Raw genomic sequence first — 13,483 nt, 5'->3', positions numbered from 1 at the left:
CGCTCCAGACGGCGGTGCCCTCGTCGGTCGCGAGCTCGAAGGAGGCGGGGAAGACCAGGTTCTCGAGCGTCCGCAGCGAGCCGGCCGAGCCGCTGATCGTCCCGTGCCCGGGCGAGGTCGCCAGCAGGCTGGTCGCCGCCGTCGCCAGCACCCCGCGGTCGCTGCGGGTGACGATCGCGGCCTCCAGGTCGACCCCGTCGGCGCGGGTGGTGCCCGAGGCGCGCACCTCGACCGGGTGCCCGCCGGCGAACTGCGTGAACCACGCGGCGTACACGCCGATGTCGAGCAGGGCGCCGCCGCCGAGGGCCGGGTCGGTCATGCGGCCGGGAGCGGTGAGGTCGTTCGCCCAGGCGACCTCGGCGGTCGCGAGCCGCACGTCGCCGATCGCGCCGTCGGCCAGCAGCTGGGCCATGACGGTCATGTGGGGGAGGTAGCGGGTCCACAGCGCCTCGGCCGCGAAGACGCCCGCCGCCCGGGCCGCGGCCGCGATCTCGTCGGCCTCGGCGGTGCTCACGGCCATCGGCTTCTCGATCAGCACCGGCTTGCCGGCGGAGATCGCGAGCAGGGCGTCGGGCCGGTGCCGGGTGTGCGGGGTGGCGACGTAGACCACGTCGACGTCGGGGGAGGCGACCATCGCGGCGGCGTCGTCGTGGCCGCGCTCGACGCCGTGACGGCGGGCGAAGGCGTCGGCGCGCTCCTGGCTGCGGGAGGCGATCGCGACGACGCGCTGGTCGGTGAGCGAGTGCAGGGCGTCGGTGAAGTCGCCGGCGATCTCGCCGGCGCCGATGACGCCCCAGCGCAGGGCGGGGCCCCCGCGCAGCGCTGCGGCGGAGGAGGAGGGGAAGGTGAGGGTCATGCCCCCATGCTGGCCCCGCCGCGGCACGACGCGCCACGCCGCGGCACGCTGCGCCCCGGCGGCGTCGAGATGCCTCGTCCTGGGCCCTCCGCGCCCGCCGGGGCCCACCTAGGGGCATCCGGATGTGCGCGGGGTAGCGTCGGGGCCTCAGCACCGCGAACGAGAGGCGACGACATGAGCGAACCAGACAGGCCCCGCGACTCCCTCCGCGCCGCAGCGCGCCGGGCGCTGTCGGCCCTCGACGAGAGCGGCGTCGTCTCGCCCGACGACCGCGCCGCCCTCCGCGACCTCGCCGCGAAGGCGGGCGAGAAGGTCCGCGAGAGCGCCGCGACCGGGCGCGACGCCGCTGACCGTGCCGCCCGCCTCGTCGACGGCGCCGCCGCCACCGGGCGCGACGCGGCCGAGCACGCCCGCGGCCTGCTGCACGACGCCGCCGAGGAGGGCCGCGACCTCGCCGCCGCCGCCGAGCGCATCGTCGCCGACGTGACGCAGGCGAGCCGCGACGTCACCGAGACGGCCGCCGACTCCCTCCGCGACGCGACGAACCGGCTCGCCCTCGCGGGCCGCCGTCAGGAGCGCGTCCTCCTCGCCGTCGGCGGCAGCGTCACGGTCGCCGTCCTGGCGCTCGCGGTCGCGATCGGCCGCCGCCGGGGCTGAGCCGCTCCGGGCGGCGTGGGCCGAGCGCACCACCCCACCACACGCCGGAGGCGCGGTGCCCGTCGACCGGGCACCGCGCCTCCCGCGCGGGGTCACCGTGTGACCCCGTGGTCGCTCAGTACGCGACGTTGATGTGCTCGCGGCCGTGCGCCGGGGTCTCGACCTCGTCGAGGATCGCGAGGGCGAAGTCGGCCCCGCTGATCGCGGAGTTCCCCTCGGCGTCGTAGACGGCGACGTCGCCGCCGACGCGGTAGCGGCCGAGCGCCTCGCCGGGTGCGTAGGCGCCGAAGAGCATGGCGGGCGAGACGAAGGTCCAGTCGAGGCCCTCGGGGCGGTCGAGCAGCTCGAGCAGCACGGCGTGCATCTGGAGGGCCTCGGCGGCGAACTCGGGCGGCAGCTGGCCGGTGTCGGCCTGGCGCTCGGCGCCCTCCTCGAGGCGGAGCGAGCTGAAGCCGCCGACGACGACGAGGCGGGCGCCGTGCTCGGCGGCCAGGGTCGCGATCTCGCGGTCGGCCTCGACGATCTGGCCGTCGAGCTCGCCGCGGGGCGAGAGGGAGGAGACGACGACGTCGGCCCCGGCGACCGCACGGGCGCGGACGTCGGCGTCGAGCACCGACCCGGTCTCGTAGCGCACGCCCTCGACCTGCTGCTCGGGCACGGAGCGGCTGACCGAGGTCACCTCGTGGCCGCGGCGCGCGGCCTCGGCGACGATCGCGCTGCCGGCGTAGCCGGTTCCTCCGAAGACGGTGATGCGGGTCATGTGGTTCTCCTTCTGTCGCGGTGGGGCGGTACGGGGCTACGCTACGTCCATTGGTATCCATCGGGAAGTAGGCACTTTTTGGTAACCATCGATCCGGCCACGCGCGAGCTCAGCGAGTCGACGAGCGAGACCAGCGGGCTCGACGCCTCGTCGTACGAGCTCGACCCCTACCAGGCGGGCTGCCCGACGCGGCGGGTGCTCGACCGCATCGGCGACCGCTGGACGGTGCTGGTCGTCGGCACCCTCGACGACGGCCCGCGGCGCTTCTCGGAGATCCGCCGGGTGGTCGACGGCATCTCGCAGAAGATGCTCACGCAGACGCTGCGCGGGCTCGAGCGCGACGGCTTGGTCTCGCGCACCGTCTACGCCGAGGTGCCGCCGCGCGTCGAGTACGAGCTGACGGAGGCGGGCCAGACGCTCCGGGCCCCGCTCAAGGCCCTCGAGCGCTGGTCGATCGAGCACTTCGGCGACGTCAGCGACTCGCAGCGGGAGTACGACAGCCGGGCCTGAGCGCGGGCGCGTCACCCGCGGTGGGTATGCTCCGCGCGTGACCGCCGCCCCGCCTCCCTCGGCCTCGTCCGCCCCCTCGTCGCCCGGGCCCGGGGGCCTGCAGCGGCGGCTCGGCCTCGGCGCCGCCGTCGTGATCGGGCTCGGCTCGATGATCGGCGCGGGGGTCTTCTCGGCCTTCGCCCCCGCCGCGGCGGCGGCCGGCGACCTGCTGCTCGTGAGCCTGCTGATCGCCGGGGTCGTCGCGTTCTGCAACGCGACGTCGACGGCGCAGCTCGCGGCCCAGCACCCGACCTCGGGCGGCGCCTACGCGTTCGGCCGCGAGCGGCTCGGCGAGTGGCCGGGCTTCGTCGCGGGCTGGGGGTTCGTCGTCGGCAAGACGGCGAGCTGCGCGGCGATGGCGACCACCGCGGCGGTCGCGCTGGTGCCCGACCCGTGGACCCGCCCCGCCGCCCTCCTGCTCGTCGTCGCCGTGACCGTGCTGAACGCCGCGGGCATCACCCGGACCGCCGCGGCGACCGCGGTGATCGTGGCCGCGGTGCTGGCCGTGCTGGTGCTGGTGGTGGTCGTGGTCGGCAGCGCGCCTCCCGGGGTCGGGGCGGTCGTCGACGCCGCCTCCGGCGCGGGCGGTGCCGGTGGTGGGGACGGTGCGGGAGGCGCGGGTGCGGGACCGACGCCGGTCGCCGTCCTGCAGGGGGCCGGCCTGCTGTTCTTCGCCTTCGCGGGCTACGCGCGGATCGCGACCCTCGCCGAGGAGGTGCGGCGCCCGTCGGTGACGATCCCGCGGGCCGTCGTCATCGCGCTGTCGGCCGCGCTCGTCGTGTACGCCGCGGTGGCGCTGGTGCTGCTCCGTGCGCTCGGGTCGGCGGGGACGGCGGCGTCGCAGCGCCCCCTCGTCGACGCCGTCGAGGCGGCCGGAGCGGGGTGGCTGGCGCCGGTGGTCGCGGTCGCGACGGGGGTCGCGGCGAGCGGGGCCCTGCTGGCCCTGGTCGCGGGCATCGGGCGCACGAGCCTGGCGATGGCGCGCGAGGGCGACCTGCCCCGGGGGCTCGCCGTGGTCGACGCCCGGAGGGGTGTGCCCCTGCGGGCCGAGCTGGTGCTGGCCGCCGTCGTCGGCGTGCTCGTGCTGACCGTCGACCTGCGGGGCGTGATCGGGGCGTCGTCGTTCGGCGTGCTGGTCTACTACCTCGTGGCGAACGTCGCGGCGCTGACGCAGACGGGGGAGCACCGTCGCTGGCCGCGCGTGCTGCCGGTGCTGGGGGCGGTCGCGTGCGTGGCGCTCGTGGTCACGCTGCCGCTCGCGTCGGTGCTCGCCGCGGCGGCGGTCTTCGTGGTGGGGGTGCTGGGTCGTCTCGTGGTGCTCCGTCGGAGGCGCGGGTCGCCGGGTGCCGGCCGGAGCGGGTCTCGGACGACGGGGCTCTGAGGACGGTCCCGCTCCGCGCTGATCCACTCTGGAGCGGAGCGGCGTTCGGTAGGTGTGCCCTTCGAGCCAGGCTGCTCCACTCCGGAGTGGATCGAGCATTCTGGGGGGCGTCGTCCGGTCGCACGGACGATCCGGTCGCTGTCGCGGTCGCGGTCGCACCCGCTGCCGACGCCCCCGACGCTCGACGACCACCCGCGCTCCGTCCCGCGCATCCCGCCCGTACCGCCCCGCCCGGATCACACGCGCCGCGCGACCGCCTCGCTCCTCCAGCGGGCGTGCAGCGACCACGGGTCGGGCTGCCCCTCGGCGAGGGCGCGCACGTGCGCGAGCAGCTCGCCGTCGGCGGTGAACCACTCCGTGCGTCCGTGTCGCTGGGCCGCGAACTGCTCGTGCCGTGCCCGCTCCACGGCGCGGTCACCGCGCTCGAGCGCCAGCAGCTCGTCGTGCCAGATCGCGGCGAGGCGCTGACGGGGGTTCCCGGTCGTGCCGATCTTGATCCTGTCGCGGAAGCGCAGGTAGTACACGACGTCCACCCGGGGAGGCGCCAGCTCGCCGTCCGGGACGTCCCCCTGCCGCCACTCGCACACCGCGCAGAGCCAGGCGGAGGGCCAGCGCACCCCGAGTCGCGCTCCGCAGGCCGGGCACGGCGTGGGCAGCGCGTCCTCGACGCCGATGCCCACGCCTCCCCGCTCCGCGTCGCCCCACCAGTCCGCGGCCAGCTCGAGGTGCCGTCGACAGAGCGGGACGGGCGCACCCGGCTCGACGGCGTGCGGGCAGTCGCCGCCGCCGGTGCACGGCGGGGCGTCGGTCAGGTCCATCCCCGGACCGTACGACCGACCACCGACGCCGCCCCCGCGGCAGCCCGTCCCGCGCGCTACCCCCGCACCAGCCTCCGCACGGCCTCCCGCACGATCTCGCGCTGCTCGTCCCGCCCCGTCGTCGCGGTCGGCGCCCCCTCCAGCCCGGGCAGCTGCACCCAGGCCGACGCGATCGAGAGCAGCACGGCGAACAGGTCGTCGCCGCCCCACGGCGTCGCGCGCACGGCGCCGACCCGGTCGAGCTGGTCGATCGACGCGTCGCGGGTCTCCTGCAGCACGGCGAAGGAGGCCTGCCAGTCGTGCGTGTCCTCCAGGCGGGCCCAGCTGAGCAGCCGGTGGTTCTCGGGGTGCTCGGCCAGGTGGTCGAAGAGGGCGACGGCGAACTCCTCGGCGCTGGCGTAGGGCACGGCAGCGGCGGCGCCCAGGTCCGCGAACGAGAGGTTCAGCACCGTCGTGAACAGCGCCTCCTTGTCGCCGAAGTGGGCGTAGAGGCGCTCCTTGCTGCAGCCGGCCGCGGCCGAGATGCGGTCGACCCGGGCACCCGCGAGCCCGCGCGCCGAGAACTCCGCCGTCGCCGCCTCGAGGATGCGTCGTCGGGTCTCGTTCGCGTCGTGGGCCATGGGCGAGAACCTAGCCCACGGTGGCGCTCCAACCAAATGGTTGGTAGTGTTGCCCGGTCCTCATGCCGGGACCCGCCCTACCCAGGAGAACAGTGACCACCTCATCGACAGGCTCCGTCCCGACGACCGCGCCCTCCGCGTCGCCCACGCCGGGCTCCGCCCCCGCCCACCCGAGCCGCCGCTGGTGGGTGCTCGTCATCGTCGGCCTCGCCCAGCTCGTCGTCGTGCTCGACGGCACCATCGTCAACATCGCCCTGCCCCAGGCGCAGGCCGAGCTCGGCCTCACCGACGAGAACCGCCAGTGGGTCGTCACCGCGTACGCCCTCGCCTTCGGCGCGCTCCTCCTGCTCGGCGGCCGCATCGCCGACTTCTGGGGCCGCAAGCGCACCTTCATCGTCGGCATGGTCGGCTTCGGCGCGGCCTCGGCCTTCGGCGGCCTCGTCTCGACCGGCGAGCTGCTCGTCACCGCCCGCGCCCTGCAGGGCGTCTTCGCGGCCCTGCTCGCCCCCGCCGCCCTCGCCGTGCTCACGACGACCTTCGACCGCGGGCGCGAGCGCAACACCGCCTTCGCCGTCTTCGGCGCCATCTCCGGTGCCGGCGCCGCCGTCGGCCTCGTGCTCGGCGGCGTGCTGACCGAGTTCGTCAGCTGGCGCTGGTGCCTCCTCGTCAACGTGCCGATCGTGATCGTCGCCATCGTGGCGGCCGCCCTCGTCGTCCGCGAGAGCAAGGCCGAGGGAGACAACCGCCTCGACGTCGCCGGCACCGTGGTCGTGGCCCTCGGCCTCGCCTCGCTCGTCTACGGCTTCACGCAGGCGGAGGACGGCTGGGGCTCCGCCGTCGTCATCGGCTTCATCGCCCTCGGCGCCGGACTGCTCGCCCTCTTCGTGCTGATCCAGAAGCGCTCCGACCACCCGCTGCTGCCGCTCGGCGTGCTGATGGACCGCGTCCGCGGCGGGGCCTTCCTCGTCCAGCTGATCGTCGGCAGCGTCATGATCGGCGCCCTGCTCTACCTCACCTTCCACCTGCAGATCGTGCTCGGCTTCGGCCCGCTCGAGGCCGGCCTCGCGACCCTGCCGATGACCCTCGTCATCATGGTGATGGCGCCGATCCTCACCAAGCTGCTGCCCGTGATCGGCCCGCGCGTGCTGATGATCGTCGGCCCGGTCATCGCGGCGGCCGGCCTCTTCTGGCTCTCGCTCGTGACGGTCGACGGCGCGTACGCCACGCACGTGCTGCCCCCGCTGATCGTGATGGGCGTCGGCCTCGCCGGCGTCTTCGTGCCCATGCAGAACCTCGCCCTCGCCGGCGTGGCCCCGCACGAGGCGGGCGCGGCCAGCGCCACCTCGAACGCCATGATGCAGATCGGCGGCTCGGTCGGCCTCGCGGTCTACACGAACCTCTACGCGTCGGCCGTGGCCGGCAGCGCCGCCGTCGGCCTCGGCAGCCTCGTCGACGGCTACTCGGCCGCGTTCGTCGCCGCCGGCGTCGCGACGCTCGTCGCCGCCGTCATCTCGTTCGTGATGATCCGCGGCTCGAAGGAGGACCTGCTCCCCTCCGGCCCCGTGGTGCACATGGGCTGAGCAGCCCGCAGCAGCACCCAGGAGGCGCGGTGTCGGTCACTCCGGCACCGCGCCTCCTGCATGCCCCCGCCCCCCTGCCGCCGCTGCCGCCGCCACACGACAGAACCACCGACTGATCAACGAACCACGTCAGATGGTGGTTCGTTGATCAGTCGGTGGTTCGCGAGGGGCGCAGGGCAGCGCGCGGGCGCAGGGCGGCGCGCGGGCGCAGGGCGGCGAGGGGGCGCAGGGCGGCGCGGGGAGGCGGCCTGCCCTGAGGGCGCTACTCCGCCTTCTCGGTCTGCCACTTCTCGGGCGCGCGGTCGCCGTTCGGGCGCACCGGGCGCACGTCGCCGACGATCGGGATCGCCCGCTTGCGGAGCGCCCAGAGGTAGCGCACGAAGAAGTGCGTCAGCGTCGACAGGCGGTTGCCGTTGCCGAGCAGGCTGGTGATGTGGACGAACACCCACAGCAGCCAGGCGACCGGCCCGGTCAGGGTGAAGCCGTTCGGCAGCTGCACGACGGCGGCGTTCGTGCCGACCGTCGCCATGGTGCCCTTGTCGTGGTACTTGAACTTCTCGAGGGGCTTGCCCGCGAGCATCCGCTGGATCTGCTCGCCGATGTGCTCGCCGCCCTGGATCGCCGGCTGCGCCAGCTGGGCGAGGGCGTCGTCGGTCGCGGCGATGTCGCCCGCGGCGAAGATGCGGTCGAGGCCCTTGACGGTGAGGTCGTCGTTGACCTGGATGCGCCCGCCGTGGGTCTGCGGCACGCCCCAGCCGGCCACCTCGGCGTGGGCGGCGACGCCGGTCGCCCAGATCACGAGCTCGGCGGGGATGAACTCACCGTCGGCCGCGACGACGCCGTCGGGGCGGACCTCCTCGACGCCGGTGTCGAGGCGCAGGTCGACGCCGCGCTTGCGCAGCACCTTCGCGGCGTACTTGCGGAGGCGCGGCGAGAACGGCTTGAGCAGCTCGCCGCTGCGGTGCACGAGGGTGATCGTGATGCTCGAGGCGTCGATCTCGGGGTAGGCGTCCTTCAGGGCCTGGTCGCGCAGCTCGGCGAGCGAGCCCGCCATCTCGACGCCGGTCGCGCCGCCGCCGACGATGACGACCCGGACCTCGCCGCTGCCGACCGAGGCCGCGGCGTTCTCGAGCTGCGTGAACAGCTCGTCGCGGATGCGGAGCGCCTGCGAGCGGGAGTACATCGAGTAGGCGTACTCGTACGCGCCCTTCGTGCCGAAGTAGCTGGTGTTGACGCCGTTCGCCAGCACGAGGGCGTCGTAGGCGATCTCCTCCCCGTCGCGCAGCGTGATGACGCGCTCGTCGGCCCGGACGGTCGTGAGCAGGCCGTGGCGGAACTCGGCGTTCGACTGCTTCGAGCGGAGGCTGCGGAGGAAGTACGTCACGTCGCCCGCGTTGAGGCCGCCCGTGGCGACCTGGTACATGAGCGGCTGGAACATGTTGTAGACGTGACGGTCGACGAGGGTGATGCGCACGTCGGCGTGGCGCAGCGCCCGCATGGCGGCGATGCCGGCGAAGCCTCCACCGACGATGACGATGTGGGGGCGACTGTCTTCAGCCATGAGTTGACTCCTGCGATGTGTGGTGCGAGCCGGTGGTCGCCCTTGACCCCGAGGATGGCCGGGATCGTGTCCCGTCCGGAGGACAGGCTACCCACTGAGCGAGCCTCAGGAGGCACGTGTCCGCGGGCCGCGGACAGCGACCGCCTCGCCGCGTAGGCTCGGCGCATCCGGGGGCACCCCCTCCGGCTCCGGCCACGACCTCGCCGGGCCCGCGCCGACCAGGCCGCGGGCGACCTCGACGGCGGGAGACGACGTGAAGGGCTACGTGCTCTACCGCCGCCCCGCGACCCCCGCGTCGGCCTTCCTGCGGCACGACCGGGAGGCCCGCGACCGACTGGCGCTCGTCACCTCGCTCGAGGAGCTCGTGCCCGTCGGCGCCGAGCTCGGCGGCCTCGTCATCGACGAGGGAGAAGCGTGGGAGGCGCGGGTCGAGCCCGTCCGCCCGGTCGAGGCCCAGCCCGAGGAGGGGCTCGCCCCGGTGATCCCGCTCTTCAGCCTGCCGCCCCGTCGCGACCGCGCCGCGCGCCCGGCGCGCGCCGCCCGCCGCTAGCGGGCGCAGCGCAGCCAGCGCAGCCCAGCTCAGCGCAGCCCAGCCCAGCCCAGCTCCGCGCAGCTCAGCGCAGCGCAGCGCAGCTCAGCTCAGCTCAGCTCGCCAGGGTCTCGCGCGGGTACTCGCCGAAGCGCTCCATGTACGACGCCGAGAACCGGCCGAGGTGCGCGAAGCCCCAGGTGCGGGCGACGGTCGCGACCGAGGTCGCGCCCGGGGCGGCCGACCGCAGCTCGTCGTGGGCGCGGTCGAGCCGCACCTGGCGGAGGTACGCCGTGGGGGCGAGGTCGAAGGTGCGCTGGAACCCCTCCTGCAGGGCCCGGAGACTGAGGTCGGCGGCCTTGGCGATGTCGGTCGACGTGATCGGCAGGTGCGCGTGGGCGTGCACGTACTCGACCGCCGTGCGCATGCGGGCGTTGCGCGGGGCCTGCAGCTGCGGCGGCAGGTCGGCGCTGCGGTACGGGTAGAGCTGCAGCAGGGCGACGGCCGCCAGCCGTGACATCTCGGAGGCGAGCAGCGGGCTGACCTCGGGGTCGGTGACCGTGCGCGAGACGAGGGCGAGGGTGTTCCACCAGGCGCGGATCGCGGCGGGCGTCGGGGTGGCCCGGCGGTCGAAGTGGAGGCGGCCGGGGGCGGCGCCCTCCCGCTCGGCGGCGACGCGCTCGAGGTCGGTGGTGCGGAAGTGCACGCACTTCTGCACGAAGTCGTCGAAGGCGAACGAGTAGTCGGTCTCGAGCGGCAGCAGCACCGGCGTGCCGGAGGTGAACTCGGTCTCGTCACGGCCCTCGGTGAACGACCCCGTGCCCGACTGCATCCACGCGACCACGTACTCGTCGTGCGGAGCGAGCCCGCCACCGAGGTGCCCGGCGAACCGGGTCTCGCGGAGGGTCATCGCGGTGTCGCCGACGGCCGCGTGCCGGAAGGAGAAGGGGCGGTCACGGACGGGCCGGGCGTCGAAGCGGCCGGACGCGAAAGGGCCCTCGAGCGTCTCGCGCGCCGTGGTGAGGTCCGACGAGGTGAGCTCGAGCCTCACGGGGGTGTTCTCGAGGGCGCGCACTGGCTGAGTGTCGCACGAAGCGCTGTACCCCGGGGCCCGACGATGCGCGGGGTGGACAGACCGACCGTCCGGGCGCGGCCCCAGTGCAGGGGAGGGGCCGAGATGGGGGAGCGGCTCGGCGCGGGGGAGCGGGCTCAGCGCTCGTCGTCGTCCTGGTAGAGCGCGATGAGCATCGCGGCCGCCTGGCGGGCGTCGCGGGCCGGGGAGGTGGTGCGGGTCATCGCGGCCGAGACCTGGGCGCCCTCGGCCAGCAGGGCGATGCTCGAGCCGAGCTCGCGGGGCAGGCCGGCGTCGAGCGCGAGATCGGTGACGAGGGCGACGAACGACTCCTTGTGGCGCTGGGCCATCTCGGCGATCCGCGTGTTGTTGCGGCCGAGCTCGCCGTAGGAGTTGATGAAGACGCAGCCCTGGAAGGAGTCCTCCGCGAACCACTCCTCGAGGTAGCCGAAGATGGCGAGCAGCTTGTCGCGCGAGTCGGGCACCTCGACGGTCGCGTCGGCGATGTGCTGCGACCAGGTGACGTGGCGGGCCTCGAGCACGACCTCGACGAGCCCCGACTTCGACTGGAAGAGGCGGCGGATCTCGTCGATCTCGACGCCGGAGGCGGTGGCCACCTCGAGCAGGCGCACCGACCGGATGCCCCGGGCGTTGAAGAGGTCGTCGGCCACGTCGACGACGTGGCGCCCGGTGACGTCGAGGGGCGGGGGCTTCACGGCGGCTGTGGACATGGGCTCGGATCGATCGGTCGGGTCTGGTCGGGACCTGCACGACACTAGTTGCACGATCGGCAGAACGAGCGGGAGTGGCCGCGCAGGGCCGAGGTCGGCCCCCGGTTGTCCGGCATGCGCGGTGCGGGGCCGCCCGCGTTCGTGCCCCGTCGCCCGGGGCCCGGGGCGTCGCTCCCGTCCCCTAGCGTCAGCACCGTGACGGCCTACTCGAGCGACTCCGCGGTGCCCCGCGCCCACATCGGCGCGTACCCGAAGCGCCGCGCCGTGCCTGCGCCGGCCCCCGCCGACGTGCCCCCGGCCGTCGACGAGGCGCGCTACGCCGACTTCTTCGCCGAGGGCGCCTCAGCCCTCGACCCCGGTGTCGTCGTGGGCGGCGCCGACGGGCTTCGACTCGGCTGAGCCGCGCTCGCGCAGGTAGATCGACAGCACGACCATGCTGCCGACCGCCAGGAACTCCGACTGCCAGTTCTGCAGGGTCCGGTTCCAGAAGTCGGCCGACGCGACGTAGCCGGCGAGACCTGTGGGCGCTTCCAGGTCGAGCAGCTGCTGCTCGTCGTGGGCGACGTGGCCGGTGACGGCCTGGGCCGCCCACGAGGCGACGAAGATCGCCCCCATCACGAGCCCGAGCGAGTGGGAGGCGAGCCACAGCCGCCAGCCCGAGGCCGCGGCCCAGCGGGGCGAGCCGGGCAGGGCGTGCCCGCGCACGTGCTGCCGCTCGTCGCTCTGAGGGCCGACCTGGTCGAGCTCGCCCGACACCGTCGACCCGCGCTGCACGAGCCAGACCGTGGCGCCGATGAAGAGGACGAACTGCAGGTACTCCGACTGCCAGTTCTCGGCGACGTCGGCGGCGAAGCCCTCACCGACCTCGCGGGGGCCGTCGGACGGGCCCGCGCAGCCGGACGCGAGCCCGGCGATCACGAGCGCGACGACGGCGACGAGGGCCGACGACAGCGGGCGCCGGGCCGGCGGGGCGGTGCGGTGCGGACGAGGTGTGCACGACATGCTTCCTGCCTAGACCGGCCCCGGCCGCGGGTCGAGCCCTCCCTCGGGATCGGGCACCGCGCCTCCCCGGGTGCTGGTGGGGGCGGCCGCGCCCCGCTCCCGGACGACGGCGGATCTCCGCGGCCCGGAGCCGGACACGGCCCGTCGGGAGGAGTTGCCTCGCCGTGTGGACTCCCTCCCCCTCTGGCTCCTGATCGTGATCTTCGTCGCCGCGGCGGCCGTGACCTGGGTCGCCGGCATCCAGCTCTCGAAGACGACCGACGTGCTCGACGACCGGCTGCACATCGGCAGCGCGCTCGGCGGGCTCATCGTGCTGGCCGTCGCGACCAACCTCCCCGAGATCGCGATCACGGTCAGCGCGGCGCTGTCGGGCGACGTGTCGGTCGCGGTCGGCAACATCCTCGGCGGCATCGCGATCCAGACCGTGGTGCTCGTGGTGCTCGACGTCTTCGGCCGCCGGGGGAAGGGGGTCGCGCCCCTCACCTACCGGGCCGCGTCGCTCACGCTCGTGCTCGAGGCGGTCGTCGTGGTCGCCGTGCTCACGGTCGTCGTGGCCGGCAGCCAGCTGCCCGACGGGCTCGTGCTGCTGCGGCTCACGCCCGACGTGGTGCTGATCGCCGTGCTCTGGGTGGTCGGGCTGCTGCTGGTGCAGCGCGCCGGGAAGGGGCTGCCCTGGCACGAGGAGGGCCGGGCCCCCGACGCGTCGCCCCACACCACGGGGCACCGACGTCGGAAGCCCGCCGAGCCGCACTCCCGCATGAGCACGACCCGCGCCTCCGTCGTCTTCGCCGTGTCGGCGCTCGCGACGCTCGCCGCCGGCGTCGTGCTCGAGCGGGCGGGCGACGCGGCGTCGTCGCAGCTGGGGCTGTCGGGGGTGCTCTTCGGCGCGACCGTGCTGGCGCTCGCCACGTCGCTGCCCGAGATCTCGACCGGCCTGCAGGCCGTGCACCAGGGCGACGACAACCTCGCGATGAGCGACATCTTCGGCGGCAACGCCTTCCTGCCCGTGCTCTTCCTCGTCGCGACGCTCATCTCGGGCGAGGCGGTGCTGCCCGCCGCGCAGGCCTCCGACATCTACCTGACGGCGCTCGCGGCCCTGCTGACGCTCGTCTACGTGGTGGGGCTGCTCTTCCGCCCCCGGCGGCGGATCGCGGGCATGGGCGTCGACTCGCTGGTGGTGCTCGTGCTGTACCTCGTGGGGCTCGGCGGGCTGTTCGCCATCGCGAGCTGACGGCGGCGCACGGCCCCGGCGCTGCCTCGGCACGGGCCGGCGGGAGTCGCGGTGCAGGCCCGCAGGTCACGGTCGGGTAACGAGACCAGTCGATCTCGGGAGGGGCGGCGAACCCTTGTCATCCCCACCGGGAACC

15 protein-coding genes are annotated in these 13,483 nt (G+C 74.7%); 7 read left to right on the top strand and 8 right to left on the bottom strand.

Annotated features, from left to right (window positions below):
- The coding region (locus ASF82_RS12940; RefSeq protein ID WP_235491287.1) for a Gfo/Idh/MocA family protein at positions 1–856 on the bottom strand (856 nt) is incomplete at its 3' end.
- A gap of 174 nt (positions 857–1,030) precedes the next feature.
- Here ASF82_RS12940 and ASF82_RS12935 point away from each other — a divergent pair.
- Positions 1,031–1,513: a hypothetical protein gene (locus ASF82_RS12935; protein ID WP_056057729.1), complete on the top strand. Its 483-nt coding sequence runs from the start codon at positions 1,031–1,033 to the stop codon at positions 1,511–1,513.
- 115 nt (positions 1,514–1,628) lie between these two features.
- Here ASF82_RS12935 and ASF82_RS12930 read toward each other — a convergent pair whose 3' ends face one another.
- Positions 1,629–2,273, bottom strand: coding sequence for an NAD(P)-dependent oxidoreductase (locus ASF82_RS12930; RefSeq protein ID WP_056057727.1), 645 nt, complete (start codon positions 2,271–2,273; stop codon positions 1,629–1,631).
- Between the two features lie 195 nt (positions 2,274–2,468).
- Between ASF82_RS12930 and ASF82_RS12925 the strand changes: the two genes are divergently transcribed.
- Together ASF82_RS12925 and ASF82_RS12920 are read left to right on the top strand one after the other, a co-directional pair.
- Entirely contained in the window at positions 2,469–2,783 is a 315-nt protein-coding gene (locus ASF82_RS12925) for a helix-turn-helix domain-containing protein (RefSeq protein ID WP_056059166.1), read from the top strand.
- Positions 2,784–2,820: 37 nt separating this feature from the next.
- On the top strand, positions 2,821–4,203 hold the full coding sequence (locus tag ASF82_RS12920) for an APC family permease (RefSeq protein ID WP_056057724.1): 1,383 nt from the start codon (positions 2,821–2,823) through the stop codon (positions 4,201–4,203).
- A gap of 236 nt (positions 4,204–4,439) precedes the next feature.
- On the opposite strand, the gene ASF82_RS12915 is transcribed toward ASF82_RS12920, so the two are convergent.
- Positions 4,440–5,021, bottom strand: a complete 582-nt coding sequence (locus ASF82_RS12915; protein ID WP_056057721.1) for a GIY-YIG nuclease family protein — start codon at positions 5,019–5,021, stop codon at positions 4,440–4,442.
- 56 nt (positions 5,022–5,077) lie between these two features.
- The gene (locus tag ASF82_RS12910) at positions 5,078–5,641 is read right to left on the bottom strand and encodes a TetR family transcriptional regulator (RefSeq protein WP_056057718.1); all 564 of its coding nucleotides are present in this window, start codon (positions 5,639–5,641) and stop codon (positions 5,078–5,080) included.
- Between the two features lie 92 nt (positions 5,642–5,733).
- Here ASF82_RS12910 and ASF82_RS12905 point away from each other — a divergent pair, with 92 nt between their 5' ends.
- Complete coding sequence (locus ASF82_RS12905; RefSeq protein ID WP_235491286.1) at positions 5,734–7,221, top strand: MFS transporter; 1,488 nt, start codon at positions 5,734–5,736, stop codon at positions 7,219–7,221.
- 262 nt (positions 7,222–7,483) lie between these two features.
- Here the strand turns inward: ASF82_RS12905 and ASF82_RS12900 are convergent, their stop codons facing one another.
- Positions 7,484–8,782 (bottom strand): NAD(P)/FAD-dependent oxidoreductase, encoded by a 1,299-nt coding sequence (locus tag ASF82_RS12900; RefSeq protein ID WP_185230523.1) that lies wholly within the window; start codon positions 8,780–8,782, stop codon positions 7,484–7,486.
- Between the two features lie 253 nt (positions 8,783–9,035).
- Between ASF82_RS12900 and ASF82_RS12895 the strand changes: the two genes are divergently transcribed.
- Positions 9,036–9,332, top strand: a complete 297-nt coding sequence (locus ASF82_RS12895; RefSeq protein ID WP_056057715.1) for a hypothetical protein — start codon at positions 9,036–9,038, stop codon at positions 9,330–9,332.
- A 94-nt stretch (positions 9,333–9,426) separates the two neighbouring features.
- On the opposite strand, the gene ASF82_RS12890 is transcribed toward ASF82_RS12895, so the two are convergent.
- Together ASF82_RS12890 and ASF82_RS12885 are read right to left on the bottom strand one after the other, a co-directional pair.
- The gene (locus ASF82_RS12890) at positions 9,427–10,386 is read right to left on the bottom strand and encodes a helix-turn-helix transcriptional regulator (RefSeq protein WP_056057713.1); all 960 of its coding nucleotides are present in this window, start codon (positions 10,384–10,386) and stop codon (positions 9,427–9,429) included.
- 134 nt (positions 10,387–10,520) lie between these two features.
- The gene (locus ASF82_RS12885; RefSeq protein ID WP_056057709.1) at positions 10,521–11,114 is read right to left on the bottom strand and encodes a TetR/AcrR family transcriptional regulator; all 594 of its coding nucleotides are present in this window, start codon (positions 11,112–11,114) and stop codon (positions 10,521–10,523) included.
- Positions 11,115–11,309: 195 nt separating this feature from the next.
- On the opposite strand from ASF82_RS12885, the gene ASF82_RS12880 reads away from it, so the two are divergent.
- A complete protein-coding gene (locus ASF82_RS12880) occupies positions 11,310–11,513 on the top strand; it encodes a hypothetical protein (RefSeq protein ID WP_056057706.1) in 204 nt (67 codons plus the stop codon).
- Here the strand turns inward: ASF82_RS12880 and ASF82_RS12875 are convergent.
- Positions 11,457–12,116 carry a DUF6766 family protein gene (locus ASF82_RS12875; RefSeq protein ID WP_082514623.1) on the bottom strand — a complete coding sequence of 220 codons (660 nt, stop codon included), beginning with the start codon at positions 12,114–12,116 and terminating at the stop codon, positions 11,457–11,459. The genes ASF82_RS12880 and ASF82_RS12875 overlap by 57 nt on opposite strands.
- A 166-nt stretch (positions 12,117–12,282) precedes the next feature.
- Here ASF82_RS12875 and ASF82_RS12870 point away from each other — a divergent pair, with 166 nt between their 5' ends.
- The gene (locus ASF82_RS12870) at positions 12,283–13,347 is read left to right on the top strand and encodes a sodium:calcium antiporter (protein ID WP_056057703.1); all 1,065 of its coding nucleotides are present in this window, start codon (positions 12,283–12,285) and stop codon (positions 13,345–13,347) included.
- Positions 13,348–13,483 lie beyond the last annotated feature (136 nt).

The organism is Frigoribacterium sp. Leaf164 (genome assembly GCF_001423665.1).
GTDB classification, from domain to species: Bacteria; Actinomycetota; Actinomycetes; order Actinomycetales; family Microbacteriaceae; genus Frigoribacterium; species Frigoribacterium endophyticum.
Note: the sequence above shows the minus strand (reverse complement) of the source record. Positions and strands in the feature narration are given on the sequence as shown.

What these genes read in the sequence shown, in the direction of transcription:
- ASF82_RS12935 (WP_056057729.1), top strand. Translation starts at nt 1,031, where the DNA reads ATGAGCGAACCAGACAGGCCCCGCGACTCCCTCCGCGCCGCAGCGCGC.
- ASF82_RS12930 (WP_056057727.1), bottom strand. Translation starts at nt 2,273, where the DNA reads ATGACCCGCATCACCGTCTTCGGAGGAACCGGCTACGCCGGCAGCGCG.
- ASF82_RS12915 (WP_056057721.1), bottom strand. Translation starts at nt 5,021, where the DNA reads ATGGACCTGACCGACGCCCCGCCGTGCACCGGCGGCGGCGACTGCCCG.
- ASF82_RS12910 (WP_056057718.1), bottom strand. Translation starts at nt 5,641, where the DNA reads ATGGCCCACGACGCGAACGAGACCCGACGACGCATCCTCGAGGCGGCG.
- ASF82_RS12900 (WP_185230523.1), bottom strand. Translation starts at nt 8,782, where the DNA reads ATGGCTGAAGACAGTCGCCCCCACATCGTCATCGTCGGTGGAGGCTTC.
- ASF82_RS12885 (WP_056057709.1), bottom strand. Translation starts at nt 11,114, where the DNA reads ATGTCCACAGCCGCCGTGAAGCCCCCGCCCCTCGACGTCACCGGGCGC.
- ASF82_RS12875 (WP_082514623.1), bottom strand. Translation starts at nt 12,116, where the DNA reads ATGTCGTGCACACCTCGTCCGCACCGCACCGCCCCGCCGGCCCGGCGC.